General features: G+C 68.5%; 27 protein-coding genes. 17 read left to right on the top strand and 10 right to left on the bottom strand.

The annotated features are described in order from the left end of the window. The first annotated feature begins 79 nt into the window (after positions 1-79). The 3 genes from OHA18_RS01845 (at position 80) to OHA18_RS01835 (ending at position 2079) form a co-directional block, all read left to right on the top strand. Positions 80-709: a glyoxalase superfamily protein gene (locus OHA18_RS01845; protein ID WP_329001718.1), complete on the top strand. Its 630-nt coding sequence runs from the start codon at positions 80-82 to the stop codon at positions 707-709. Positions 710-793: 84 nt separating this feature from the next. After that, positions 794-1552 (top strand): carbohydrate deacetylase, encoded by a 759-nt coding sequence (locus tag OHA18_RS01840; RefSeq protein ID WP_329001717.1) that lies wholly within the window; start codon positions 794-796, stop codon positions 1550-1552. Then, positions 1549-2079, top strand: a complete 531-nt coding sequence (locus tag OHA18_RS01835; protein ID WP_329001716.1) for a GNAT family N-acetyltransferase — start codon at positions 1549-1551, stop codon at positions 2077-2079. Before OHA18_RS01840 ends, OHA18_RS01835 begins: the two co-directional genes overlap by 4 nt. Here the strand turns inward: OHA18_RS01835 and OHA18_RS01830 are convergent. Then, complete coding sequence (locus OHA18_RS01830) at positions 2032-2778, bottom strand: AraC family transcriptional regulator (RefSeq protein ID WP_329001715.1); 747 nt, start codon at positions 2776-2778, stop codon at positions 2032-2034. The genes OHA18_RS01835 and OHA18_RS01830 overlap by 48 nt on opposite strands. 85 nt (positions 2779-2863) lie before the next feature. Here OHA18_RS01830 and OHA18_RS01825 point away from each other — a divergent pair, with 85 nt between their 5' ends. Further along, positions 2864-3625: a phytanoyl-CoA dioxygenase family protein gene (locus OHA18_RS01825; protein ID WP_329001714.1), complete on the top strand. Its 762-nt coding sequence runs from the start codon at positions 2864-2866 to the stop codon at positions 3623-3625. 56 nt (positions 3626-3681) lie between these two features. Further along, positions 3682-4350: a hypothetical protein gene (locus tag OHA18_RS01820; RefSeq protein WP_329001713.1), complete on the top strand. Its 669-nt coding sequence runs from the start codon at positions 3682-3684 to the stop codon at positions 4348-4350. Between the two features lie 117 nt (positions 4351-4467). Here the strand turns inward: OHA18_RS01820 and OHA18_RS01815 are convergent, their stop codons facing one another. From OHA18_RS01815 to mce, 5 genes are all read right to left on the bottom strand, one after another. Next, positions 4468-5733: an AI-2E family transporter gene (locus OHA18_RS01815; protein ID WP_329001712.1), complete on the bottom strand. Its 1266-nt coding sequence runs from the start codon at positions 5731-5733 to the stop codon at positions 4468-4470. Next, a complete protein-coding gene (locus tag OHA18_RS01810; protein WP_329001711.1) occupies positions 5730-7616 on the bottom strand; it encodes a transposase in 1887 nt (628 codons plus the stop codon). Before OHA18_RS01810 ends, OHA18_RS01815 begins: the two co-directional genes overlap by 4 nt. A 94-nt stretch (positions 7617-7710) precedes the next feature. Beyond that, a complete protein-coding gene (gene ccrA, locus OHA18_RS01805) occupies positions 7711-9042 on the bottom strand; it encodes a crotonyl-CoA carboxylase/reductase (protein ID WP_329001710.1) in 1332 nt (443 codons plus the stop codon). A gap of 131 nt (positions 9043-9173) precedes the next feature. Continuing rightward, on the bottom strand, positions 9174-10076 hold the full coding sequence (locus OHA18_RS01800; RefSeq protein WP_329001709.1) for a sensor histidine kinase: 903 nt from the start codon (positions 10074-10076) through the stop codon (positions 9174-9176). Positions 10077-10139: 63 nt separating this feature from the next. Continuing rightward, positions 10140-10559 (bottom strand): methylmalonyl-CoA epimerase, encoded by a 420-nt coding sequence (mce, locus tag OHA18_RS01795; protein ID WP_329001708.1) that lies wholly within the window; start codon positions 10557-10559, stop codon positions 10140-10142. A 125-nt stretch (positions 10560-10684) separates the two neighbouring features. Between mce and OHA18_RS01790 the strand changes: the two genes are divergently transcribed. The 4 genes from OHA18_RS01790 (at position 10685) to OHA18_RS01775 (ending at position 14100) form a co-directional block, all read left to right on the top strand. Then, on the top strand, positions 10685-11887 hold the full coding sequence (locus OHA18_RS01790) for an acetyl-CoA C-acetyltransferase (protein ID WP_329001707.1): 1203 nt from the start codon (positions 10685-10687) through the stop codon (positions 11885-11887). Continuing rightward, positions 11887-12843 carry a methylmalonyl Co-A mutase-associated GTPase MeaB gene (gene meaB, locus OHA18_RS01785; protein ID WP_329001706.1) on the top strand — a complete coding sequence of 319 codons (957 nt, stop codon included), beginning with the start codon at positions 11887-11889 and terminating at the stop codon, positions 12841-12843. Before OHA18_RS01790 ends, meaB begins: the two co-directional genes overlap by 1 nt. A gap of 296 nt (positions 12844-13139) precedes the next feature. Further along, a complete protein-coding gene (locus OHA18_RS01780) occupies positions 13140-13298 on the top strand; it encodes a hypothetical protein (RefSeq protein WP_166678426.1) in 159 nt (52 codons plus the stop codon). 88 nt (positions 13299-13386) lie between these two features. Further along, positions 13387-14100 carry a PH domain-containing protein gene (locus tag OHA18_RS01775; protein ID WP_329001705.1) on the top strand — a complete coding sequence of 238 codons (714 nt, stop codon included), beginning with the start codon at positions 13387-13389 and terminating at the stop codon, positions 14098-14100. Positions 14101-14245: 145 nt separating this feature from the next. Here OHA18_RS01775 and OHA18_RS01770 read toward each other — a convergent pair whose 3' ends face one another. The 4 genes from OHA18_RS01770 to OHA18_RS01755 form a co-directional block, all read right to left on the bottom strand. Next, complete coding sequence (locus tag OHA18_RS01770; RefSeq protein ID WP_329001703.1) at positions 14246-15598, bottom strand: RNA polymerase sigma factor; 1353 nt, start codon at positions 15596-15598, stop codon at positions 14246-14248. After that, positions 15595-15942, bottom strand: coding sequence for a YciI family protein (locus OHA18_RS01765; RefSeq protein WP_329001702.1), 348 nt, complete (start codon positions 15940-15942; stop codon positions 15595-15597). Before OHA18_RS01765 ends, OHA18_RS01770 begins: the two co-directional genes overlap by 4 nt. An 87-nt stretch (positions 15943-16029) precedes the next feature. Beyond that, positions 16030-16752, bottom strand: coding sequence for a maleylpyruvate isomerase family mycothiol-dependent enzyme (locus OHA18_RS01760; RefSeq protein ID WP_329001701.1), 723 nt, complete (start codon positions 16750-16752; stop codon positions 16030-16032). A 32-nt stretch (positions 16753-16784) separates the two neighbouring features. Next, on the bottom strand, positions 16785-17231 hold the full coding sequence (locus tag OHA18_RS01755) for a DUF4231 domain-containing protein (RefSeq protein ID WP_329001699.1): 447 nt from the start codon (positions 17229-17231) through the stop codon (positions 16785-16787). A gap of 32 nt (positions 17232-17263) precedes the next feature. Here OHA18_RS01755 and OHA18_RS01750 point away from each other — a divergent pair, with 32 nt between their 5' ends. The 8 genes from OHA18_RS01750 to OHA18_RS01715 all read left to right on the top strand — a co-directional run bounded on the left by OHA18_RS01750 (position 17264) and on the right by OHA18_RS01715 (position 26283). Further along, a complete protein-coding gene (locus OHA18_RS01750; protein ID WP_329001698.1) occupies positions 17264-17767 on the top strand; it encodes a MarR family winged helix-turn-helix transcriptional regulator in 504 nt (167 codons plus the stop codon). 167 nt (positions 17768-17934) lie between these two features. Continuing rightward, positions 17935-19521, top strand: coding sequence for a peptide ABC transporter substrate-binding protein (locus OHA18_RS01745; protein WP_329001697.1), 1587 nt, complete (start codon positions 17935-17937; stop codon positions 19519-19521). Further along, positions 19521-20894, top strand: coding sequence for a M14 family zinc carboxypeptidase (locus tag OHA18_RS01740; RefSeq protein WP_329001696.1), 1374 nt, complete (start codon positions 19521-19523; stop codon positions 20892-20894). Before OHA18_RS01745 ends, OHA18_RS01740 begins: the two co-directional genes overlap by 1 nt. After that, on the top strand, positions 20894-21820 hold the full coding sequence (locus OHA18_RS01735) for an ABC transporter permease (RefSeq protein WP_329001695.1): 927 nt from the start codon (positions 20894-20896) through the stop codon (positions 21818-21820). Before OHA18_RS01740 ends, OHA18_RS01735 begins: the two co-directional genes overlap by 1 nt. Continuing rightward, the gene (locus OHA18_RS01730; protein WP_329001694.1) at positions 21813-22694 is read left to right on the top strand and encodes an ABC transporter permease; all 882 of its coding nucleotides are present in this window, start codon (positions 21813-21815) and stop codon (positions 22692-22694) included. Before OHA18_RS01735 ends, OHA18_RS01730 begins: the two co-directional genes overlap by 8 nt. Continuing rightward, complete coding sequence (locus tag OHA18_RS01725) at positions 22695-24152, top strand: serine hydrolase domain-containing protein (protein ID WP_329001693.1); 1458 nt, start codon at positions 22695-22697, stop codon at positions 24150-24152. Then, positions 24152-24658 (top strand): GbsR/MarR family transcriptional regulator, encoded by a 507-nt coding sequence (locus tag OHA18_RS01720; RefSeq protein WP_329001692.1) that lies wholly within the window; start codon positions 24152-24154, stop codon positions 24656-24658. The genes OHA18_RS01725 and OHA18_RS01720 overlap by 1 nt, the downstream gene beginning before the upstream one ends. After that, positions 24655-26283 (top strand): ABC transporter ATP-binding protein, encoded by a 1629-nt coding sequence (locus tag OHA18_RS01715; protein ID WP_329001691.1) that lies wholly within the window; start codon positions 24655-24657, stop codon positions 26281-26283. The genes OHA18_RS01720 and OHA18_RS01715 overlap by 4 nt, the downstream gene beginning before the upstream one ends. The last annotated feature ends 9 nt before the right edge of the window (positions 26284-26292 follow it).

Genomic DNA, 26292 nt, shown 5'->3' with positions numbered 1-26292 from the left:
CGAACCCGGTTGTAGGGCGCAGCGGCAGAGCAAGCCGAAAGGGCAAGGCCCACCTACTTCAGACCGAAGAGGGAGCGCCATGCCCAAGCTCGAAACGTACAAGAAGCAGGCGAAACTGCTCGTTCGCTGGCACCGCGAGGGGAACTTCTCGATCGGCGGTCGCATCCGGCAGCTCGAGCGCTATCGCACGTTGTCCGACCGCGAGGCACTCGCGCTGAAGTTTCCCCTCACCGAAGCGCAAGAGGTCATCGCCCTCGAAGCGGGCTGCGCCAGCTGGGCAGAACTCAAGGCGAGCACGGAAGCGGCCCCGCCCACCAGCGAGCAGCCGGAGGCTCACGATACGACAGTCGCGAGCGCCACACCGGTCCTGTACGTCGCCGACGTCGATGCCTCGGCCACGTTCTATCGGGACCGGCTCGGCTTCCGGATCGACTTCTTGCACGGCAACCCGCCGTTCTACGGATCGGTGTCGCGCGACGGCGCGACCTTGCACCTGAAGTTCGTCCACGAGCCGGTGTTCGCGGCCGGTGCCGCGGAACGAGAAGGGCTCATCATGGCGTTCGTCGATACGCCGAACGTGCGCGAACTCTTCGCGGAGTATCTGGCCGCTGACGCCGAGATCGTGCAGAAGCTGACCAAACAAGCGTGGGGCGGCACCGACTTCATCGTCCGCGACCCGGACGGCAACGCGATCACGTTCGTCGGCTGAGGCTCGACGTGCCCGTCGGTGCGTTTGACGGCGTGCAGGAAGTACGGTCGTAGCTGGCTCTGTTGGCGGATGAGTGGAGTGGGCGTGGCTGAGGTTCGGTTGGTTGTTCAGGGTGATGACTTCGGGATGTGCCATGCGGTCAACGTCGGGACGGTCGAGGCGTTCCGGGACGGGATCTTGACGCAGGTGTCGACGATGGCGGCTTGTCCTTGGTTCACCGAGGCGGCGGCGTTGGCGCGGGAGTTCGGGATTCCGTTGGGCGTGCATCAGACGTTGACCTGTGAGTGGGACTTCCTGCGGTGGCGGCCGTTGACCGGTGGGGCGTCGTTGGTGGGGGAGGACGGGACGTTCCTGCGTTCGGTGGCCGAGGCGCAGGCGGCGGTGACTCATGAGGACGCGGTGCGTGAGTTGACGGCGCAGGTCGCGAAGTTCGCGGCGGAAGGGTTGCCGATCGAGTACCTCGACGTACACATGGGGCAGTCGGCGACTCCCGCGGCGTACGACGAGGTGTCGAGCGCGGCCGGGAAGCCGTTCATCTACGGGGCTGTGGAGTCGCAGCGGTTCGGGTCGATCGAGACGTTGAGCGATCGGGACGCGGAGGTGAAGCGGGTTTGGCTGCTCGAGTACCTCGACAAGCTGACGCAGGGGGTGCATCTGCTGGTGACGCACTGCGCGGCAGCGGAGCCTGAGCTCGCCGCGCTGCACAAGCCCGGGTCGTACACGTATCGGTGGGCCGAGGAGTACCGGCTGTCCGATCAGGAGCTCGTCACCGATCCCGAGATCCGCAAGGCGATCGAGGAACGCGGCATCGAGCTGACGACGGTCGGCGCCGCCTTCTCGTGATCAGCGCCGGCCGCCTGCTGCTGCGGCCGTTCACGATGGCGGATGTCTCCTGGGTGTACGAGGTGTCGCAGGATCCGGTGCTGCAGCAGTACGTCGGCGTACCGTCGCCGTACCTGATGGAGCATGCGCAGTACTTCGTGGAGCATCTCGCCATCGGGAATCCTCAGCGGGTCGAGTTCGTGGTTGAGGAGGCCGGTGAGCGGCTCGCGCGCGTCGGGCTCGGCCTGCGCGGGGACGGTACTGCGGAGGTTGGCTACTGGACTGCCCCGGCCGCACGCGGCCGGGGCGTCGCGCCGGCAGCTGTCCGGGCGGTCTGTCGGTGGGCCTTCGACACGCAGGGGCTGGAGCTCATCGAGTGGCGTGCCGAGATCGGCAACTCCGCCTCTCGTCGCGTTGCGGAGAAGGCCGGCTTCGTGATGGAGGGACAACTGCGCAAGCGGCTGGTGCATCGCGGACAGCGGGTCGATGCGTGGATCGGCTCACTGCTCAAGGACGAACTCGGCCCGGCGGAGAGCGCCGGGCGGTGAGCCGGTGGCTGCCTTGATGTGGCGGGTCAGGTGGCTGACGGAGTGGTACCCGGTGAGCTCGGCGATCGCTTGCAGCGGAAGCGTCGAGTTGCGGATGTGCGAGAGGGCGTGGCGTAGGCGGACTGCCTGCAGTGCGGCTTGAGGGCTGGTACTGCGGAGGCGGGTGAACGCGGCTCGAAGGCCGGACGGGGAGATGCCCAGGTCGGCGGCGACCGTGTTGATCCGGAGGCCGCCGGCGAAGCGTTCCTCGAAGATTCGCTCGGCTTCGATGACCAGTTGTTCGGCAGGCGTCGTCGGCGGGGTGGCGGCGGAGCGGCGTAGGCGGAGGTCCAGTTCGGACAGGAGGAGTGCGCGGAGTTCGTCGCTGTCGTTCTCACGTACCAAGGCGTCGAAGACCCGGCCGAGAGTGTGGTCGGCGTCGTCGTAGCACAGGCGGGGCCAGGGGTGGGTGGCCGCGGCGTCGACCTGGAGGAAGCGGTTGGCGTACCCGGTGCGGCTTTGTTCGGCGTGCCAGGTGCTCGGTGGAGTCAGCAGGACGGTGCCGGGCGTGGCGGCGTACGTCTCCTCGCCGACGGGGCAGGTGATCCGGCCGCGAACGTAGTACACGAGCTCCCACGACGTGTGGGCGTGCAGCGGGTAGTTCTTGCCGGGCGCGGCGGTATGTACGCCGGCGCCGAGCAGCCGTAGCGATTTGTGCATAAGCCCTGTCGCCTTCTGCATTGTTTCCTGGGGACGCCGGATTGATGCTGGCATCGATTCGTGCATCTTGGGAAGGACGACTCTGATGGATATGGCAACCGCGCTCCGCGATCTCGGAGCGACCGACGACGTACTCACCCAGGCCGAGAAGGACCAGCTCGACCGCGACGGCTTCGTGCCGCTGGAAGGGATCCTCACGCCGGAGGAGGTGTCCGCGCTGAACAAGCGGCTGGCCGAACTCACCGCGGCCGAGGGCGACCGGGCCGGCCTGGAGGTGCATCAGGAGAAGGGCACCGACCGGCTCGCCGACCTGGTCAACAAGGACCCGAAGTTCGAGGTGTGCTTCAGTCACCCGCGCGTGCTGGCGGCGATCGAGCACGTGCTCGGCGAGTTCAAACTGTCCTCGCTCAACAGCCGCGCTGCCCTGCCCGGCGAGGGCCACCAGGGGCTGCACGCCGACTCCGGACACCCTGTCCAGCCGGGCGAGTACGAGGTCTGCAACTCGATCTGGCTCCTCGACGACTTCACCCCCGAGAACGGCGCCACCCGAGTAGTCCCCGGCTCCCACCGCCGCGGCACCATGCCCGGAGACGAGATGCCCAACCCAGGCGACCCCCACCCCGACCAAATCCAGCTAACCGGCAAGGCCGGCACGGTCCTCGTCTTCAACAGCCACCTATGGCACGGCGGCACCCAGAACCACACCACAAACCCCCGCCGAGCCCTCCACTCCTACTTCACCCTCCGCCACCTACCCCAGCAACTGGACCAGCAGTCCTACATCCGCCTCGAAACCTACAAACGCCTAACCCCAGCCCAACACTTCATCCTCGCCGTCAACGCCTGACTGCGTCCGTCTAGCTGATTTGCCTTGAAAGTGTCTAGCTTCCTAGACTAAAATCCATGGTCAGTGAGCAGCTAGTGAAGACCTACGAGGTGACGGTCCAGCGGGACGGCCGGTGGTGGATGGTGGCAGTCCCTGACCTTGATGGTTTGACGCAGGCCCGGCGGCTCGACGAGGTCGAGCAGATGGCCCGCGAGTACATCGCGGTGACAACTGACGTGCCGCTCTCGCGAGTTGCGGTCGAAGTGTCCGGGATCGCGGCCGACGGGCAGGATCTGCTCGAAGCGAAGGTCCTGGTCGACGGCCTCCGTCGCCGCGCAAAGGACCTCGAAGCTGTGGTCGCGGAGCTCACCCGTGAAGTCGCATCCGCGTTAACCGACGCGAGTGTCCCTGTGAGAGACGTAAGCAGCGTGCTCGGCATCTCCCACCAACGCGTCTCCCAACTGGTGAATGCAGCCGCGGAGGGCGACGGCGACTCGGCAAAGGCGATACGAAAGTCCAAACAAGAGTTCGCCCACGACCTCATTGTCCAGCTCGCCGACGGCCGAGCCCTACGAATCGTCGAGGTGACCGGGCCGAAGAAACAGCGGCAGCCCAAGGAGTCTCGGACCGCAGAGCCCGCACGGCCGTCGAGCGATCATCCAGCTCGGAAGGGCGCTGGCGCACGCTCCCGCTCATCCAATCGTTCCGCCGTCAGCCGCACAGCCTCGCAAAAACAGAACGTGTAGGACAATGAGGCGAGCGTGCCGTCCCATTGTCTGGTGACGTCGTTAGGGTGATTGTTCTGGACGACCAGCGGATCGATGTCGACTCACTTGCGGGAGCGGACGTGAGGGCTCGTCGTGCTAGGAGGCGTCGGCTTTGCGGACCCAGACTTCTCTGATGATGAGGAGGATGGCGGCGGCGGAGGGGATGGCGAGGAGGGCGCCGACTACGCCGAGGAGGGCGCCGCCGAGGAGGGCGGCGATGACGGTGACGGCGCCGGGGATGTCTACGGCGCGACGCATGATGCGGGGGGCTACGACGTAGTTCTCGACCTGCTGGTAGAGGACGCCGTAGATCAGGCAGGCGAGGCCGGTCCACAGGCCGCCGGTGAAGCCGATCAGGGCGACCACGACGACGCCGATCAGGCCGCCGACCATCGGGATGAAGTCGCAGAACATCACCACGATCGCCAGCGCCACGGCGTACTGACGCAGGCCGATGATCTCGAGGAAGATGAACATCATGACGCCTGCGCACAGCGCCACCAGGAACTGGCCGCTGACGTAGCCGCCGACGCGGGTCAGGACCTCGTCGCCGAGGATCGAGACGCGGGGACGGCGGCTGCGGGGGACCAGGCTGTACGCCGCCCGCTTGACGGTCGGGAGCGAGGCGAGGAAGTACAGCGTCAGGACCAGGATCGTGAACGTGTTGAACAGCGCGCCCGCGACCACCTTGCCGACGCCGAGGATCCCGCCGAAGGCGCGCTGCGCCAGCGCCGGGTCCTGGATGTAGTCCTGGGCCTTCTGGATGAAGTGGTACTTGTCGTTCAGGTCGTTGAGCGTCTTCGACTTCGTCAGCAGGTCGAGCCACTCGGGAGCGTTCTTGATCAGGCTGTTGATCTGGTCGGAGACGACCGGCACGATCGCGAACCCGACGCCGGCGACCGCGAGGATCATCAGCAGGAACACCACGGCGACCGACAGGCCGCGCTTCAGGCCGCGGCGCATGAACCACTCGACCAGCGGGTTCAGGCCGACGGCGATGAACATCGAGACCAGCAGCAGGATCAGCACCGAACGGGCCTGGCCGAGTGCGTTCCACAGGCCCCAGGCGACGAGCACGCCGAGCGCGGCGAAGAACCCGAACGTGAACGGGTTCCCGCGGCGGATCGGCGGACCGGGCACGCCCATCCCGACGGACGGGTGCCGCTCCTCGATCAACAGTCCGTCGGCGATGTCCTGGTCGGCGTCCTGCGCGTCCTTGGCCGCCGCCGCAGCCTTGTCGGCAGCATCATCCGCCTTGTCGGCGGAGGCTTCGGCCTGCTCGGCGGCGGTCTTCGCGGCGCGGGTGGCTTCGGCGAGGTCCCGGTCGGTCGCTGTGGAGGTGTCGTCGCCGGCTGGCGTCACATCTTGTCCTTCGGGGATCGTGCGCTCGACGTAGCCGCATCGGTCTTCTCGTCGGCGGACGACTTGCTCCCGGAGGACTTCGCCGAGGCGGCCGGCCGCGTCTGGGCACGAGTGTCCCCGGTCGCGAGGTCATCGAGCCGGAACTCGTCCACCCGCGTCGAATCCTTCGGCTCGTCGCCCTCGTCCGAGGCGGCAGAATCGTCGGCGCCGGACGCAGACTTGGACCCGGCGTCGGACTCGCTCGCGGAGTCGGCCGGGGCATCGGTGATCGCGCTGGAGCCGTTCAGGCCGGAGGTCGCCGGGGTGTCGGCCGGACCGCCGCCGGTCTTGCTCGCGGTCTTGCCGGCCAGGTCCGGGGCGTCCTTCGGGTCGACCCGCAGGCTGGTGTCGATCCGGGTCTCGTCGACGCGGGCGTCGCCGGCGCCGATCCCGACGAACGGGCTCGACCCGGTGAACGGTCCGTCCCCGTCGTCGTACGCCGAAGCGCCGGACGAGCTCGACGGCGCGTACTGGCTCGCAGCCGGCGTCGCCCCTGGGAACGGGTTGTCGTCATTGGTCGACTCAGGCGCCACCGGCTCCGAGCTGAGCCCGTTGTCACCCGCAGCGGAGTCGAACGAGCTCTCCGGCGAGCCAGACCCGCCGGTGCCGAACGAGGGGGCGCTGTCGTACGAGCTGTCCGACGGGTCCGCGGCGAACGGGCTGCCGATGGCGGAGCCAGGTGCGGAGCTGAAGGGGCTGCCGGTCGGCGCGGACGAGTCGTCAGCTGCGGCGGTGCCACCAGTGGGCCCGGTGGTGGGGCGGGCGAAAGGGTTTACATAGGGCCCTGCGGCAGTCTCGGAGTCGAGCTCGGCGGCCTGGCGGGCGATGTTGCTGGCGATCTCGTTCAGGCCGGCGATCTGGGTGAGGATGCCGTCGCGGCGCTTGGCGAGGCGCTCGGTCTCGCGGGCGACGACGGTCCGGGACCGCTCCGCCTCGTCGGCTGCGTTCGCCAGCTCGGCCTCGGCGCGGGTCCGCGCGGTGGTCAGCAGCTGCTCGGCCTCCCGGCGGGCGCGGGACAGGGTGCGCTCGGCCGACTCCTCGGCCTCGGAGCGGATCTTGCGCGCCTGCTCGGTCGCCTCGGACACCCGGCGCTCGGAGGCCTCGGCGGCCTCCTTCATCTGGGTGGTCAGGCTGTCGGTGTCGGCCGCGATCTGCTGGTGCTTGTCCGCGAGCTCCTTGGCCTGCTGCTCGCGCTCGTCCGCCAGCCGCGCCCGCAGCGCCGCCGACTCGCGCTGGATCGCGGTCCGGATCTTCTCCGCCTCGTGCAGCGCGCCGTTCTTCAGCGTGCTCGCCTGCGACTCGGCCGTCAGCTGCAGCTGCTCGGACTTGCGCCGGGCCGCCTGCAGCACCTCGGCCGCCTCGGTCTCGGCAGTCCGCCGGAGCTCGGCCGCGTCACCCTCGGCGGTCCGCCGCATGCTGTCCGCCTCGTTGAGCGCGACGGACCGGATGTCCTCGGCCTCGCGGTCACCGGTCGCGCGGGCGGCGGAGGCCTCCTTGGCCGCGTTCGCCCGCAGCTCCTCGGCCTCGCGCTTGGCCTCCTCGAGCGCCTCGGACGCCTGGTCCTGGGCGAGCCGGAGGATCTGGGCGGCCCGGTCGCCGAGTCCGGCGTACGACGGGTTGGCGCTCGCCTCGAGCTGGCGCCGCGTCTCCTCGAGCTGGTGCTGCATGGGCGCGACACTGTGCTGGAGCTCGTCGGCGCGGTTGCGTGCCTGGACGAGTTGCATCTCCAGCGCGCGGACATAATCGTCCACGGCCTGCTTGTCGTACCCACGACGGCTGACCGGGAAGCCCCCGGCCGCGGTCGCCGTGCGGTCGAAGAACGGCAGGCTCGACTCGTCAGGCATGTCCCGAGATTCCCTTCTGGCGGCTCAGCGTGAATCCCCCACCATAAGCCTGTCAGAACCCACCCGAAACCAGCCAATCGAGTGCTGTGGACAACTACCTGTTACGGAAGCGATTAATCGCGTCCGCGTGCTGCTCGCGCAGGGCCGGATCCCGGACGCCGAGCCCTTCGGCCGGCGCCAGCGTCAGCACCCCGACCTTTCCCTGGTGCAGGTTGCGATGGACGTCGTACGCCGCCTGTGCGGTGTCCTCGAGCGAGTAGACCTTGCTGACCGTCGGATGCACCATTCCGCGCGCGATCAGCCGGTTGGCCTCCCAGGCCTCGCGGTAGTTGGCGAAGTGCGAGCCGATGATTCGCTTCAAGTTCATCCACAGGTACCGGTTGTCGTACTCGTGCATGAATCCCGACGTCGACGCGCACGTCACGATCGTCCCGCCCCGGCGCGCGACGTACACCGACGCCCCGAACGTCTCCCGGCCCGGGTGCTCGAACACGATGTCCGGATCATCCCCGCCGGTCAGCTCGCGGATCCGCGCCCCGAACCGCTTCCACTCCTTCTGGTCCTGGGTGTGCTCGTCCTTCCAGAACTTGTACCCCTCCGCGGACCGGTCGATGATCAGCGACGCCCCCATCGCCCGGCAGATCTCCGCCTTCTCCGGCGACGACACCACGCAGACCGGGATCGCGCCGCCGTTCAGGGCGAACTGCGTCGCGTACGACCCCAGCCCGCCGGACGCACCCCAGATCAGTACGACGTCGCCCTGCTTCATGTTCGCGCCGTTCGCCGACACCAGCTGCCGGTACGCCGTGCTGTTCACCAACCCCGGCGACGCCGCTTCCTCCCAGGTCAGGTGGGCCGGCTTCGGCATCAGCTGGTTCGACTTCACCAGCGCGATCTCGGCGAGGCCGCCGAAGTTCGTCTCGAAGCCCCAGATCCGCTGCTCGGAGTCGAGCATCGTGTCGTTGTGCCCGTCCGGCGACTCCAGCTCGACCGAGAGGCAGTGCGCGACCACCTCGTCACCCGGCTTCCACGCGTTCACCCCGGGCCCGGTCCGCAGTACGACGCCGGCCAGGTCGGAGCCGACCACGTGGTACGGCAGGTCGTGGCGTGCCGTCAGCGGCGACAGCTTCCCGTACCGCTTGAGGAAGGAGAACGTCGACACCGGCTCGAAGATCGAGGTCCACACGGTGTTGTAGTTGATCGCGCTCGCCATCACCGCGACCAGCGCCTCACCCGGCCCGAGCTCGGGCGTCGGTACGTCGTCCAGGTGCAGGCTCTTGCGCGGATCCTTCTCCTTGCTGTCCAGACCCTCGAACATGGTCGCCTCGTCGGCATGGACGGTGATGCCGCGATAGTGCTCGGGGACGTCGAGCTCGCCGACGGCCGCGGTGTCACCGGACAGGATCGCTTCGAGGATCTGCTTCACGTCGTACCTCCTGCAACGGCGGTCAGTGAGCGGAACTTACCGTTGAGTATGCACGGCCCGCTGTGCCCTGTAACACAGCGGGCGGCGGTTGAGACGACCGTCACTTTTGCAGTCCACCGTTGTCAGTGGTCTTATCGCAGGCGGGCCCGCAGCCGCACCTGGGTGAAGTCGTCGCCGGATCGCAGCTGGACCAGGTCGCACAGCTGGTTCGCCAGCCAGACGCCGCGCCCGCCGAGCCCGTCCAGCGGCGGCAGCACGCGCCCGACCAGCAGGTTGTCGATCCGGCCGCTGTCGGTCACGTCGCAGATCAGCGCACCGTCCGCGATCCACACCGACAACGTCCCGCGGCCGCCACCGAACCGGATGCTGTTCGTGCAGATCTCGTGCAGCGCCAGCGTCAGGTCCTCGAGCCGGTCCCGCGACACCCCGTGCGACGACGCCTGCCCGCCGACCCATTGCCGCACCTGCCCGAGCTCGGCCGGACCGAACTCCCACCTCTCGGCACGATCCGGTACGTCGCTCAGCGCGGTCCGGAACGTCTTCTCCGCAAGGGCTTCCGCGCCTGAATGGGCCGCCGTCGGATCGATGCCGACCGACGCCTCGTACGCGCAGCACAGCCGGAACGAACGGTCCGCCGCGAAAGCGATCTCGCTCAGCGACTCGTGCAGCAGGACCTCGTCGTACTCCGCCGCGGTCCGGCCCGGGTACACAGCCTCGGCGAGCCCGCGGACCGGCTGCTCGGGATGCTGCTCGAGGATGCCGCGCCAGAACGGGATCAGCCGCGCAGGGTTGCCCCCGGCAACGGTCATATCGATAAAACCGACCTGCTGATGCTCCGGACCGAGCGCATCGCGCATTGTCGCGAGCTGCTCCGGCGGCAGCACGGCCACGGTCTTTTCCCCCGCCGCCAGCCCTTCGCGTACGAACGCGACCGCGCGCAGCACGAACTCCTCGTCCGTTCCATGGACGAAGGCGTCGTGCTTGAACCCGGCCGGCGCACCGTGCAAGGAGTCGGTGGCGCTGTCCTTCAGCACCTGATCAGAGTAGTCCGCCCGGACCAGGTCAGCAGGGTTCAGCGCGTGCCGTCACCCGCTGTTCTACGCCGGTGGCTCAACGAGTTCGACCAGGACGCCGCCGGCCGACTTGGGGTGAAGAAAATTCACTCGCGATCCGGCCGTGCCGCGCCGCGGTTCGTCGTACAGCAGCTTGGCGCCGCGCTCGCGCAGTACCTCGGAGACCGCGTCGAGATCGCTGACCCGGTAGGCCAGCTGCTGGATGCCGGGGCCGCGCTGGTCGAGGAACTTCGCGATCGGCGACGCGTCCGACAGCGGCGCCAATAGCTGGATCGAGGAACCCGAGCCGCCGACCGAGAGCATCGCCTCGCGGACGCCCTGCTCCTCGTTGATCTCCTCGTGCGCGACGGTCATGCCGAACATGTCCGCGTAGTACCGCACGGCCTCGTCGAAGTCGGCGACCGCGATGCCGACATGGTCGATCGCGTCGAACAGCTGATCCATCCCGCCAGCGTGGCGCAACCCCGTTCACGAGGCCATCGAAAGTGGCCCAGTCGACACGATCCGTGTGACCCGTCTGACGCGTTCGGGCAGCGGCGTACCAGTGCCGCCGCAGGTATCGTGACGATATGTCTGACACGCGGAACACCACCGTCATCGTCGCCGGCGCGCGGACCCCGATCGGGCGGCTGCTGGGCGGACTCAAGGGCTTCACCGGCGCCGAGCTCGGCGGCTTCGCGATCAAGGGCGCGCTGGCCAAGGCCGGCGTCGCGCCGGACCAGGTCGAGTACGTGATCATGGGCCAGGTGCTGCAGGCCGGCGGCGGTCAGATCACCGCCCGTCAGGCCTCGGTCAAGGGCGGCATCCCGATGGACGTCCCCGCCATCACCATCAACAAGGTCTGCCTGTCCGGGCTGAACGCGATCGCGCTCGCCGACCAGCTGATCCGCGCCGGCGAGTACGAGATCGTCGTGGCCGGCGGCATGGAGTCGATGACGAACGCGCCGCACCTGCTGCCGAAGTCCCGCGAGGGGTTCAAGTACGGCGACACCACGCTGGTCGACTCGATGGCGTACGACGGGTTGTGGGACGCGTTCACCGATCAGGCGATGGGCGCGCTGACCGACCAGGCGAACAACGCCGGCCTGAAGCTGAGCCGCGAGGAGCAGGACGAGTTCAGCGCTCGTTCGCACCAGCGCGCCGCAGAGGCCTGGAAGAACGGCCTGTTCGCCGACGAGGTGGTGCCGGTAGAGGTGCCGCAGCGCAAGGGCGACCCGATCGTGGTCGACAGCGACGAAGGCGTTCGCGGTGACACCTCCGCCGAGGTGCTGGCCAAGCTGCGGCCCGCGTTCGGCAAGGACGGCACGATCACGGCCGGTTCGGCGTCGCAGATCTCCGACGGCGGTTGCGCGGTCGTCGTGATGAGCAAGGCGAAGGCCGAGGAGCTCGGGCTGAGCTGGATCGCCGAGATCGGCGCGCACGGCTCGGTCGCCGGGCCGGACTCGACGCTGCAGAGCCAGCCGGCCAACGCGATCGCCAAGGCCTGCGCGAAGGACGGCATCCAGCCCGCGGACCTCGACCTGATCGAGATCAACGAGGCGTTCGCGGCCGTCGGCATCGCGTCCGCGCGTGACCTGCAGGTCGGCGACGACAAGGTCAACGTGAACGGTGGCGCCATCGCCCTCGGCCACCCGATCGGGATGTCCGGCGCGCGCCTCGTGCTGCACCTGGCGCTGGAGCTCGGTCGTCGTGGCGGCGGCGTCGGTGCTGCGGCTCTGTGTGGAGGAGGCGGTCAGGGCGACGCTCTGATCGTCCGGGTCCCGAAGAGCTGATGCCACGACGCACCGCGCCGGTCGGTGAGCTGGTCGAGCGTGCCCGGGAGGGTGACTCCCGGGCGGTCGCCCGGCTGATCTCGCTGGTCGAGGACGAGTCCCCGCTGCTGCGCGAGGTGATGGCCGCGCTGGCGCCGCACGCCGGTCACGCCCACATCGTCGGCATCACGGGCTCGCCCGGTGTCGGCAAATCCACGTCGACGTCGGCGCTGGTTTCGGCGTACCGCGAGACCGGCAAGCGTGTCGGCGTACTCGCGGTGGACCCGTCGTCGCCGTTCTCGGGCGGCGCGCTGCTCGGCGACCGGGTGCGGATGCAGGACCATGCGACCGACCGGGGGGTGTTCATCCGGTCGATGGCGTCGCGTGGGCATCTCGGCGGACTGTCGTGGTCGACGCCGCAGGCGCTGCGGGTGCTGGACGCCGCCGGGTTCGACGTGGTGCTGGTGGAGACGGTCGGCGTCGGGCAGTCCGAGGTGGAGATCGCCGGGATGGCGGACACGACCCTGATCCTGCTCGCGCCCGGGATGGGTGACGGCATCCAGGCGGCCAAGGCGGGGATCCTCGAGGTCGGCGACATCTACGTGGTGAACAAGGCCGACCGCGACGGCGTCCAGTCGGTCACCCGCGACCTGCGCTCGATGCTGGCGCTGGCCGAGCGGTCCGAGGGCGCCTGGACCCCGCCGATCCTGAAGACGGTTGCCTCCCGCAATGAAGGCGTCGCCGAGGTGGTGCAGGCGATCGAGGACCGGCTGGTCTGGATGCGGGGGAACGGTGTGCTCACGCAGCGCCGGCAGTCCCGGGCCCGGGACGAGATCGAGGCCATCGCGACGACGGCGCTGCGGCGGCGGTTCGCGCATCTGCACGGGGACGCGCGGCTCGACGTACTGGCGGCCAAGGTCGCGGACGGGGGCACGGACCCGTATTCTGCGGCGGACGAGTTGATCGCCGCGTTGTGACATCTGTCTCGCCGTGGAACACCCGAACACGCAGTGTCACTTTGTGTCTTCGCTTTCCGTTCACGGAAAGTTGTGCCGAATTCGGGCAAATGCCGCAGGATTTCCGCGGCGGGGGCCGATCCGCGTCTCAGGGCGGCGCGCCGATGGGTGCCGTGCCCCCGAATCCGTTACAGAATGGACCTTGTAGCTGGTGAGCATTGTGCGGTGGGCTGTGTTCAGTCAGTGACAATTGGTGACGGTCCGTGATACAAATTCCAACACAGTCGACCGAGTGGTTAGGAACAAGGAGTGGCGACATGCCCAAGAAGCTGTTGATCTGGTCGCTCATCGCCTTTGCCGGCTTCTATCTGTTCACTCAGCCGGCAAACGCCGCCAACGCGGTGGGAGGCGCGTTCTCGGCCGTTGGCGACGCGTTCGGGAGTGTCATCACCTTCCTGACCGCGCTGTTCAGCTGATCTGCCGTCTGAGTGTCCCGTTGCGAGCGATCGTGCGGGACACTTGGCTGTACGGGGTCACACAACAGCGCGCCAGGGGAGTGAGTGGATGGCCGGAATAGGCCTGTTCCGGATCTTCGACCCGAAGGTCCGGCGCCATCTGATCTCGGACGAGGGCGAAGTCGTCATCGACGAGGTGCGGCAGCACTGGGTGGTGTACTCGGTGCCGATGCTCGAGGTCGTGCTCGCGGCGGCCCTGCTGCTGACGATGGCCACCACCGCGATCGGTGGGCAGCCGGTGCTGCTGGCGATCGTGCTGGTGCTGCTGACCCACGCCTTCTGGCAATTCCTCACCCACCATCGGGACCGGTTCGTGGTCACCAACATGCGGGTCATGCGGATCCGGGGCGTCTTCTCCCAGACCGTCGCGACCACCCCGATCGCCCGGGTCCTCGACATCACCCTGCAGAAGCCGATCATCGGCCGGATGCTGGGCTACGGCCACTTCGTCTTCGAGTCGGCCGCGCAGGACCAGGGCTTCCGTGAGATCAAGTGGGTCAGCCGGCCTGACGACCGCGACCTGACCATCCAGCGCGTCATCCAGCGGACCGGCCTGCGAGCCTCCGCGAGCGTCGACGTACTGCAGGGCGACGAGGACTCCGACGACGACGGCACCGGTCCGATCGGGATGGACTCGGCCCAGGAGGTCACCACGACTTCGGCGCCGGCCGCGACCACCGCGCCGCAGGCCCGCCCGTCGTCGTCCCCGTCCGCCACCAAGTCGATCTTCAACAGCGAACGCGGCAACTGGACCGACGACTAACCCCGCATCACCGGCCCGGCCCGGCCCGGACGGGCACATCTCAGGGGTCATCCCCTGCTGTTGTGGGTTCTCCGCTGGTACACCAGCCGAGAACCCCCAACGCGAATGGATATCCAATCGTGTTGGGGCCTGGGAAGCGGTGGGGTCAGCTGCTCAGATCGCCTTCAGGCGGTGGGGCAGGGGTGGTTTGTTCGCGGGCGGCAAGTTGCTGGAAATGGTTGCGGCGGCGTTCTCTATGAGACCGTTCCGGATGGCTGTGTGGTGCCCTGTCCAGCGCCTGGTCCAGCTCGGCGACTGCTGCGGCGTAGCGGTTCTGGCGGGCGAGGAGTTCGGCGCGTACGGCGTGCCGGCGTGAACTGGGCGGGATGCCGTCCAGGAGCTCGAGGGCGGTGTCGACCTGGCCGGTTTCGGCGATGGCGACGATGCGGGCCAGCTCGGCCGCGGGGCTGGGGGAGACCTCGACCAGGAGGTCGTACAGGCGGACGATCTCGCGCCAGTCGGTGGCGGTGTAGCTCGGGACGCGCGCGTGCTCGGCCGCGATCGCGGCCTGGAGCTGGTAGGCGTCGGCCTGTCGACCGGAGCGTTCCAGCGAATCGTTGAGGAGCTCGACCCCGCGGGCGATCAGATCCTGGTCCCAGCGGGAGCGGTCCTGCAGGTCAAGCGTGACCACCTCGCCGGAGTCGTCGACGCGAGCCGGCCGGCGGGCCTCGGTGAGCAGCAGGAGCGCCAGGATCGCAGTCGGCGTGGGTTGGTCAGGCAGCAGCGTGTGCAGGAGCTCGGCCAGGCGGATCCCCTCCGCGCAGAGATCGACGTCGTACGCCGCCTCGCCCTCGGATGGAGCGTGGCCGGCGGTGTAGAGGCTGTGGATGACAGCGCAGACCGCGGGCAGCCGGCCGGGCAGCTCGGTCTCGTCCGGCACGCGGTACGGGATGCGCGCAGCGGCGATCTTCTGGCGGGCGCGGACGAGCCGCTTGGTGGTGGCGACCTCGGTGGTCAGCAGCACCGCGGCGATCTGGGCGGCGGAGAGCCCACACAGGGTACGGAGGGCGAGCGCCACCCGGGTCGACGGGGAGAGCGCCGGATGGCAGCAGGTGAAGATCAGCCGCAGCAGGTCGTCCTGCACGACTGCCTCGGAGTCCACTGCGCCGTACGGATCAAGGGCGTGGGCCACGGCGGGCGAGTCTCCCGGGAGTTCGCGGCGGTTGAGATCCAGGAGTTCGGAGCCGGCCCGTTCCTTGTCGACGCGGGCGCGTTCGCGGCGGATGATGTCGATCGCCTTCCGCCGCGCGGTCACAGTGAGCCAGGCGCGCGGCTCGGGCGGTACGCCGGTGACCGGCCACGCGCCGAGGGCCGCCAGCGCCGCCTCCTGGACGGCGTCCTCGGCGAGCTGCACGTCGCCGACGGTCCGGATCAGGGTGGCGAGGATCCGCGTCCCCTCGATCCGGATCGTGTCGGCAACCGCGCCAAACCTCTCGTTCAAGTTGGCCCGGTGAGTCATCTGGCAACGATCACCGGGCGCACCTCGACAGCACCGCCCCAGGCCGCGGGGATCTCGGCCGCGATCTTGACCGCCGCCTCGAGGTCGTCGGCCTCGATCAGGTAGTAGCCGGTCAGCGCTTCCTTGGTCTCGGCGTACGGACCGTCGGTGGTGACCACCGGCCCGCCGCGGGCGCCTTCCACCCGGACGACGGTCGCCGTCGCGGTCGGGTGCAGCACGGCGCTCGCCTTGACCTGTTCGGCGTACTCGGCGCCGAACTTCCGGTACTCGGCCAGCTCCTCCGCCTGCTCGGGCGCCCACCAGTCCACGTCGGCGGTGTAGGTCAGTGCAAGGTACTGCGCCATCGGAGTCCTCCTTCTCGCTGAGACCACTGTGGTCCCTCGTCAAAGGAACGAACAGCCGGACCCGCGGAGGACATCTTCACGAGATCGTCATTGGCTGGCTTCCGAGATCCGGCCGCGGAACGCCCGGACGACGTTCGGGTCGCCGACGGTCTGGATCGCGTCTTCGCCCACCCGGCCCCACAGCCACAGGTAGATCGGCGTCGGGTCACCGAAGATCTCCGCTGCCGCTTCGCCGTCGGCGCCGTGCCGTACGTCGACACTCGTCGCGTTGGCGTGGATCGTCCAGGACCGGCCGACTGCGGTGATCCGGAGCGTGGCGTCGATCGGGAACTCGGTGTCGCCCTCTTCCCACCACGGGCCGCCGATCGTCGGGTACAGGATTTCGTCGATCCCGTCGAGCGCCAGGTCGGGATCGATCGGGGTCACGACTTTGTGGGCCTGCTCGACGTCGATCCGGTGGACGAGAGTTTCGTGTGCCATCCGCCGGTACCAGAAGGCGGAGGTCGAGTCGCGCGGGCTGAAGGTCCACGTCTCTGTCTCGGTCCCGGCCGCCTCCAGCGCGCCGACGAGGGCCGCGCGCGCTTCGTCGTACCACTGGAGCGTGTCCAGGCCGGAGAAGTCCGGCGGCCACGGGTCGGGGAGGGCGCCGAGCTTCAGCACCTCGACCTTGTGCGCATAGACCATCGCCACGTGGCGGACGACATCGTCGACCGTCCACCCCGGACAGCTGGGCACGGGCGCGTCGAGCCCCATCCGCGCCACCTCACCCAGCCGCGCACCCTCGGCCCGCACATGCTCCAGAAATCTCATGCCAGCACCTTTCCAGACCCCGTGGACACTTTTCACACACTCCGGGCCTTGAGCGCCTCCTCCCAGTCGGCGGTCTCGGAGTTGCTGATCTCGACCACGCGCTGGGTCAGCAACTTGCCGGCGTCGTCGGCGGTCGCGTACTGCCCGGCGCGCTGGACGTACAGCCACGCCTCGTTCCGCAGGTCTTCCGCGGTCCGGCGATAGGTCGGATAGGAGTCCTTGAACCCGAACAGCGTCCGGATCCCTTCGGCCAGCGCGATCACGCCACCGAGCGCGGGTGCGAGCCATCTCGGTACGTCGAAGGCCACCGAGATCGCGATCAGCAGGGCGGCGACGAGCTGCACGGTCCCGAGACCGCGGTAGGCGATGCGGGCCCAGTTGGCCTGCCGGTTGTACCACTGGAACCGGAGGCTGATGAGTTGTTCGGCGGGGGTCTCGGTCCCGAGGGCGGGGAAGTCCGAATCTCTGAGTTTCGACATGGTCTGCCTAGTGTCGGGCTAATCTTCGGCCCATGGCGAGGAAGAGGGCGTTGCCGTTCGATCCGATCGACGAGGCGTCGCGGCAGTGGGGGCGGCGGTGGGGTGCGGTCGAGCAGATGCGGGCCGTCACGTCGCTGATGCGCGCGCAGCAGATCGTGATCAACGAGCTGGACGAGATCCTCCGCAAGCACGGGCTGACATTCGCGCGGTTCGAGGCGCTGGTGCTGCTCACGTTCTCGCGCCGCGGGTCGTTGCCGCTGGGCAAGATGGGGGAGCGGCTGCAGGTGCACCCGACGTCGGTGACCTCGATCGTGCGCCGGCTGGAGGGGGCCGGCCTGGTGACGCGGACGCCGCATCCCGACGACGGCCGGGCGATCCTCTGCGAGATCACCCAGGAGGGCCGCGACCTGGTCGAACGCGCCACCGCCGACCTGGTCGCCGCCGACTTCGCCCTCTCCGGCCTCACCGACGAGCAGCTCAAGATGCTCTGGGCCGTGCTCGAACCGCTCCGCCACAACGCCGGCGACTTCAGCTGACCCTGGCCTCACCGCACCGGCTTCGCTGGGAATCGTGTTACGGCCACGCTAAAAGTTCATTTCCTACTGAAACTTCCCAAGGTTCCCTATTGCGCCACATGCTTGCCGGCGGCCAGGATCAGAACCAGTCGGCCCACCCTGCGGGCCGCGACGTTCCTGGAGGACCCATGAAGTGTGCTGCCGCCGTTCTCCTCGCCGGCACTCTCGTTCTGGCCGGCTGTTCCGGAGGTGGTTCCGGTGGTTCGGCCGAGGGCGGGACGAAGTCGGTCTCGTACGCCGTCTCCGATCCGGTGACCCTGAACCCGGGCCGCCAGACGATCGCGTTCGCCCAGGTCAAGGAGCTGTTCTCGAGCCTCACCTTCGTGAAGAGCGACGGTTCGCTGACCTATCTCAACGCGGAGTCGGTGAAGTCCACCGACGCGGTGCACTGGACCGTCAAGCTGCGTCCCGGCTGGACCTTCCACAACGGCGAGAAGGTCACCGCCGAGAGCTATGTGCAGGCCTGGAACACCGTCGCCTACGGCCCGAACGCCTGGGAGAACAGCGGTCAGCTGGTCAACATCGCCGGGTACGACGCGCTGAACCCGGCCAAGGGCAAGCCCGCGACCACGCAGCTGTCCGGCCTGAAGGTGGTCGACGACCTCACCTTCACGGTCACGCTCAAGAGCCCCGACGGTCAGTTCCCGGTCCAGTTGTCCCAGGCGCAGAGCGGGTTCTTCCCGATGCCGGAGGCGGCGTACAAGGATCTGGACGGGTTCGCGAAGAAGCCGATCGGCAACGGCCCGTTCGAGATGGTCGGCACGTACACCGAGAACGAGCCGATGACGGTCAAGCGGTACGACGCCTACCAGGGCCCGAAGCCGACCGTCGACGAGATCGTCTTCAAGCCGTACACCGACATGAACACGGCCTACACCGATGTCCAGGCCGGGAGCACCGACATCCTGTTCGTGCCGGCGTCCCGGATGGCGCAGGTGAAGAAGGACTTCGGCGACCGCGCGTACGTCTTCCAGGGTCTCGGCATGAACTACCTCGGACTGCCGCTGTGGGACAAGCGGTATGCCGATGTCCGGGTCCGGGAGGCGATCTCGATGGCGATCGACCGCCAGGCCGTCAGCAACGTGATCTACGGCGGCATCTGGGAGCCCGCGACCGCGCTGACCCCACCGGGTGAGCCGGGGACGCCGGTCGGCCTCTGCGGCGACCTGTGCAAGTTCGATCCGACGAAGGCCAAGCAGCTCCTGGCCGAGGCCGGCGGTTTCAGCGGCAAGATGGAGATCCGGTACCCGGGCGGTTCCGGTCTGGACGACCTCTACAACGCCTACGCCAACCAGCTCCGCCAGAACCTCGGCATCAAGGACGTCACCGCGACGCCGACCACCGACTTCCCGGAGTTCCAGAAGCTGCGCAACGAGAAGAACCTGAGCGGCCCGTTCTTCTCCCGCTGGGGCGCCCTGTACGCCAGCCAGCAGAACACCCTGCGCTCCTTCTACACCAAGTCCGGCGGCTGCGTGAACTGCGTCCCCTACTACACCCCGCAGGTCGAGCAGCTGCTCGCCAAGGCCGACTCGCAGGTCGACCCGCAGAAGGCGATCGAGGGGTACGTCGACGTGCAGAAGGCGATCCTCAAGGACTTCCCGGCGCCGCCGATGTTCTTCGAGAAGTACACCTACGCGACCTCGGACCGGATCGCCAAGCTGGCCGAGGGCGCGGGCAGCCTCGAACTCGAGAACACCACCCTGGCGGATAGTTGATGCCGGCAACGAACGGCCCGCTCCAGGCGATCCTGGAGCGGGCCCACCGGATCCCCGGCCTGACGCACTTCCCCGGCGTCGACGAGATCACCCGGCGGCTCGACGCACTCGCGGCCGAGCACCCCGACCTGGTCACCCGGCGCCGGATCGGTACGTCGAGACTCGGCGACCCGATCACGATGTACTCGATCGGCACCGGTCCCGACGAGGCCCTCGTGTACGCCGGTGTGCACCCGAACGAGCCGATCGGTTTCTGGACCGCGATCCGGCTGGCCGAGGACCTGTGCGCCGACGAGGAACTGCGGACCGGCTGCCGCTGGAACATCATCGGCTGCATCGACCCCGACGGCACCCGCCTGAACGAGGGCTGGTTCGACGGCCCGTTCAACCGCGTGCACTGTCTCGAGCACTTCTACCGCCCGGCCCCGGCGGAGCAGGTCGAGTGGTCGTTCCCGTTCCAGTACAAGACGGCGTACTTCGACCAGGTGATGCCGGAGGCGTTCGCGCTGATGCGCGTGATCGACGAGCTGAAGCCGACGGTCGCGGTCTCGCTGCACAACACCGAGCTCGGCGGCGTCTACTACTACGTCACCAAGGAACTCGAAGGGTTCGTCGCCGAGCTGCATGCGATCGCCGCGTCCTTCGGCCTCCCGCTCGAACTCGGCGAGGCCGAGACCCCGGTCGCCCGCCCGCTCGGCCCCGCGGTCTACGAGATGATCTCGGCCAAGGCGACGTACGACTACACCGAGAGCCTGGGGATGACGCCGTACTCGTCGTCGGGCGGGTCGTCGGCGGAGTACGCCGAGCGGCACGGAACAGTCAGCCTGGTCGCCGAGCTGCCGTACTGGACGCATCCCGCCAACGACGACCAGACCCCGGCCGACGAGCCGTACGCCGGGGTGCTGGTCCGGATGGCCGATGCCCTGGGCAACGATATTGACGTGATGCTGGAGATCTTCGCGGCCGCCCGCCCGCACCTGTCCGGCGACTCGCAGCTGGTCCGGGCCACCGACGCCTTCCTCCCGTACCTGGCCAAGCGTCCGGAACGGGACCGGCTCCGGGCCGCGAAGGAGGATCCGGCGCGGATCGCCACGGTCGCCGAGAGGTTCGGGCTGACCGATGTCCACCGGTCGTTCCGGCTGCGGTTCGGCGGGATGTTGTTGCGGGCACTCGAAGGCGAGATCGCGCGCGGCAGTGCGGCCGCCGCGGTGCATCCGTTGGCCCGGCGGATGCGGTCGCTCTACCGCGAGTGGCAGGACGAGGCCGCCACTCTCGATCACGAGCTGCGCACTGTGCCGATCAAGGACCTGGTCGGCGTGCAGTACGCCGCCACGCTCGCGCTGCTGGGCGCCGTACGGCGAGAGGCGTCCTGATGCTGCGGTTCACGATCCGGCGGTTGATCGAACTCGTGCTGGTGTTCTTCGGGGTCACGTTCGCCATCTACGCGGCGGTGTTCGCGCTCCCCGGTGACCCGATCTCCAGCCTGGGCGGCGATCAGCCGTTGTCGCCGGCCGTGGTCGAGCGGATCCGGGATCTCTACCACCTGAACGATCCGTTGTGGTCGCAGTACCTGCGGTACCTGGGTCATCTGCTGACCGGCGATCTCGGCGTCGACTTCCGCGGCCGGTCGGTGGCCGAGCGGCTGGCGGCGCGGTGGCCGGTGACGATCCGGCTCGCGCTGACAGCGTGGGTGATCCAGGTGGTGATCGGTGTCGGCCTCGGTCTGGTCGCCGGACTCCGGAAGAACACCTGGATCGACCGCGGGGTGCTGATCCTGACGATCCTGATCGCGTCGGTGCCGATCTTCGTGATGGCGGTGACGGCGCAGTTGGTGTTCGGGGTGAAGCTGTCGCTGCTGCCGATCGCGGGTGTGGGCGACGGCTGGCCCACGTCTTATTTGCTGCCAGCAACGGTTCTGGCGATCTACGGGCTGGCCGCGGTGGCCCGGCTGACCCGGGGCAGTGTGATCGACACGATGAGTTCGGACTTCGTCCGCGCGCTGTGGGCGAAGGGCCTGAGCCGTCGCCGGGTGATCGGCATCCACGTACTGCGGAACTCGTCGATCCCGGTGCTGACCTATCTCGCCATCGATCTCGGGGCATTGCTGGGCGGGGCCGTGGTGACGGAAGGGATCTTCAACCTGCCGGGCGTCGGCCAGTTGCTGTTCGAGTCGATCCGCGTGCACGAAGGGCCGACGGTGGTGGGGATCGCGACCGCGCTGATCCTGATCTTCCTGATCACCAGCGTGGTCGTCGACCTGCTCAACTCCCTCCTCGACCCGAGGATCCGCCATGACTGACCAGGTAATCGCACCGACAGTCGACGAAGAAGTGCTGGCCCGGCGAGGTGTCTGGGCGACCGTCCGCCGCCGGGTGCTGTTCTGGCTTCCCCTTGGCGTCCTCGTCGTACTGCTGCTGATGGCTGTCTTCCCACGGCTCTTCACCAGCACCGATCCGCGTGCCTGTGACATCTCGAGCAGCGCACATCCGTCCTCGCCGGGTCACCCGTTCGGCCAGGACCTCCAGGGCTGCGACATCTACGCGAACGTCGTCCACGGCGCTCGTGCGTCCCTCTCGGTCGGCCTGGTCTGCACGCTGATCGCGCTGGCCATCGCCGTACTGGTCGGCACCGTCGCCGGGTACCTCGGCGGCTGGGCCGACTCGGTACTGGCACGACTCACCGACGTCTTCCTCGGCTTCCCGTTCCTGCTCGGGGCGATCGTCGTACTGAACAGCCTGGGGAAGCGATCGGTGCTGTCGGTCTCACTGGTGCTCGCACTGTTCTCCTGGCCGGCGCTGGCCCGGATGGTGCGTACGACGGTCCGCGCGACCAGGGACGCGGAGTACGTGCAGGCGGCGAAGGCGATGGGCTTCCCGACCTCCCGGATCCTCACGCACTATGTGCTGCCGAACGCGATCGGCCCTGTGCTCGCGGTCGCGACGCTGACCGTCGGCGGTGTGATCGTCGCCGAGTCGACCCTGACCTTCCTCGGCCTCGGCCTGCGGGCGCCGTCGATCTCCTGGGGCCTGCAACTCGCCACCGCGCAGTCGCGCTTCCAGCAAGCACCCCACACACTGATCTACCCGGGCCTCTTCCTCGCCGCGACCGTCCTGAGCCTGATCACCCTCGGCGACGTGCTCCGCGACGCGGTGAACCCGAAGGGACGCTCCTGAATGACCACCTACAACAGAACGGACGCCGCCTTGTCCTACGATCTCGACACCGCCCGCGAAGCAGCTCCCGCCATCGAGAGCTGGCTCGACTATCAACGTCGCTACCTGAGGACACCGGGCGTGCAGGCCGCGATCCGGGTCGGTGACGAACTGGTCTTCTCGACTGCGCTCGGACACAGCGACGAGGTCGCCGGTACGCCGCTGCGCACCGATCACCTGTTCCGGATCGCGTCGCACAGCAAGACCTTCACCGCGACCTCGATCCTGCAGCTCGTCGAGCAGGGCAAGGTCCGCCTCGACGACCCGATCGACACCTACGTGCCCGAGCTCGCCGGGAGCGCCCTGGCACCGGTCACCGTGCGCGAGTTGCTCGGTCACCAGGCAGGCGTGATCCGGGATGGCGTGGACAAGGACTACTGGCAGCTGATGGACCCGTTCCCGGACCGTGCCGCGCTGATCGCGTTGTGCTTGTCCGACGGCCAGGTCTTCGAGCGCAACGAGTTCTTCAAGTACACCAACATCGGCTACTCCCTGCTCGGCCTGGTGATCGAGTCCGCGAGCGGATCGACGTACGGCGACTATGTCGCGACCGCCATCGTGGACCGGCTCGGGCTGACCCACACCGGCGCGGAGTGGGATCCGCAGCGCGCCGGTGAGTACGCCGGTGGCCACACGGGACTGCTGGACGGGAGCGACGTCCGCGAAGTCATCCCGCATGTCGACACCCGGGCGATGGCGGCGGCCACCGGGTTTTACTCGACCGCCGAGGATCTGACGACGTACGGCGCCGCGCACTTCTTCGGAGCGGAGGAGTTGCTGACCGACGCCAGCAAGCGACTGCTGCAGCGCGACGAGAGCCTGGTCAAGGCCAACGGGCACGAGCTCGGCCGCTATGGCCTGGGCATGGACATCGTCACGATCGGCGAGCGGCGGCTGGTCGGTCACAGCGGCGGGTACCCGGGACACATCACCCGGACCTTCATCGACCCGGTCGACCAGGTCGTGGTGTCGGTGCTCACCAACTGCATCGGCGGTCCGGCGGGCACGCTCGCGACCGGCGTGGTCAAGCTGCTCAACCTCGCCGCCAACCCGCCGGCCGGGACCCAGGTCCCGAGTGACATCGACGCGAGCAGGTTCTGCGGGAACTTCGCGAACCTGATGGGTGTGCTCAGCATTTCGCTGCTCGGCGGACGCCTGGTCGCGTTCTTCCCGGCCGCGCCGGACCCCGCCGACAGCTACGAGGAGCTCCGGGTCATCGACGAGAACACGCTGGCCGTCGTTCCCGCGGCCGGGTTCGGATCGATCGGCGAGAAGGTGGAGTACACCTGGGACGCGGACGGGCAGCCGTCGATGGTCCGGTACGGCGGGAGCTCGCGCTGGCCGGTCGAGGCGTTCCGGGCCCGGCGGACCGCGCAGCTCGCGGAAGCCGACTTGCATCAGTTGGCAAGGAGGTCGTGATGACGATTGACGACGACGCGTGGGAGGAGGACTCCCGCCGCGCGGACTTCGTCGAACAGTTCGCATTGCTGAGAGAGCTGGCCGGCTCGCCGCGGATGGAGGGCCGGGTGCTCGGCTACCTGATGGTGAGCAACAAGCCGTACGTCTCGTCGGCCGAGCTGGCGCGGGCGCTGTCGGCCAGCGCCGGATCGATCTCGAGTACCACCCGGCGGCTGATCGACCTCGGGTTCATCGCGCGGCACGCCGTACCGGGGGATCGCAGTCACTACTTCAAGGTCGACGACGACGTCTGGGGCAGCTTCCTGGCCGGTGAGCGCCGGTCGCTGGGCAAGCAACGGCAGATCTTCGAGGACATGCTCGCCGAGCTGCCCGACGGGATGGACGGTCCGCGGAAGCGGCTGCGGAACGCGCGCAACTACATGGAGTGGCTGGCGTCGTACCACCGCAAGATGCTGGCCGACTGGGAAGAGTACAAGGCCAAACTCGACGCGGAGGACGGGGAGTGAGCGACGAGATCCTGTCCTTCGAAGACCTGGTCATCGACTTCACGGTCGGCGGTACGACGCATCGCGCGGTGGACCGGGTCAGCTTCGGCGTCCGGCCGGGTGAGGTGCTCGCGGTCGTCGGCGAATCGGGATCCGGGAAGAGCGTCACCGCGCTGGCGGCGCTCGGCCTGCTGCCGTCGAACGCATCCGTCGGCGGACGGATCAGCTTCGGCGGCGACGACGTACTGGCGATGTCCCGGTCCGAGCTGACCACACTGCGCGGCCGGCGGATCGCGATGATCTTCCAGGATCCGGTCGGCGCGCTCGACCCGGTCTTCACGATCGGGGCGCAGCTGGTCGAGATGATCCGCACCCACCACCCCGACCTGTCCCGCTCGCAGGCGCGCGAGCGAGCGCTGGAACTGTTGCGGATAGTCGAGATCCCCGAGTCCCGGTTCCGGTACTACCCGCATCAGCTGTCCGGCGGTCAGTGCCAGCGGGTGATGATCGCGATCGCGGTGGCGTGTGATCCCGAGCTGCTGATCGCGGACGAGCCGACCACGGCGCTGGATGTGACCGTGCAGCAGGAGGTGCTCGACGTACTGCTGGCGATGCGGTCGAAGATCTCCGGGTCGATCATGATCATCACCCACGACATGGGCGTGGTCGCGGACGTCGCCGATCGGGTCGTCGTGATGCGCAAGGGGGCCGTGGTCGAGACGGCCGAGGTGCACGAGTTGTTCGACCGTCCGACCCAGCCTTATACGAAGGCGTTGCTCGATGCCGTGCCTCGTGGTGGTTTGCGCGAGGACCCCGAGATCGAGGCGACGGGTGGGACGCCGGCCCTGTCCATCGAGGAGCTGGTGGTCGAGTACCGCGGCCGCCGGGGCAAGACGGTGCGCGCCGTGGATCAGGTGGATCTGGTGCTCAAGCCGGGCGAGATCACCGGACTGGTGGGGGAGTCGGGCTCGGGCAAGTCGACCATCGGCAAGTCCGTCCTCGGCCTCGCGCCGATCACCTCGGGCGAGGTCCGGGTCGCCGGTCAGGCGCTCACCACGGCGTCGTCCGCGATCGTCCGTCAGACCCGGGCCCGGATCGGCGTGGTCTTCCAGAACCCGGCCGGCTCCCTGAACCCGCGCGCCACGATCGGGCAGTCCATCGGTGAACCGCTCGCGGTCCATCGCGGCGTACGGGGTGCCGAGCTGCGCGGACGGGTCGAGGAGTTGCTGGACAGCGTCGAGCTGCCGCGAGCCTGGGCCGGCCGTTATCCGCACGAGCTGTCCGGTGGCCAGCGGCAACGCGTCTCGATCGCCCGGGCGATCTCCCTCGACCCGGACCTCCTGATCGCGGACGAGCCGACCTCCGCGCTGGACGTCTCCGTGCAGGCGACGGTGCTCGAGCTGCTCCGGTCGATCCAGGACCGGCTGCATTTCGCCTGCCTGTTCATCAGCCACGACCTCGCGGTGGTCGACCAGGTCTGCGATCGCGTCGCCGTGATGAGCCAGGGCAAGCTCGTCGAGCAAGGCGACCGCGAGTCGGTCCTCCGCAACCCGCAGGACGCCTACACGGTCCGCCTGCTGGAGGCCGCTCCGGTCCCCGATCCGCGCGAACAGTCCCGTCGGAGAGGGCTCCGGCTGGCCGGCTAGTTGGAAATA

Origin of the sequence: Kribbella sp. NBC_00709, from assembly GCF_036226565.1 — a bacterium.
In the GTDB taxonomy this organism is placed as follows: Bacteria; Actinomycetota; Actinomycetes; order Propionibacteriales; family Kribbellaceae; genus Kribbella.
The sequence above is the reverse complement of the archived record's forward strand: the minus strand, read 5'-3'. Positions and strand labels throughout refer to the sequence as shown.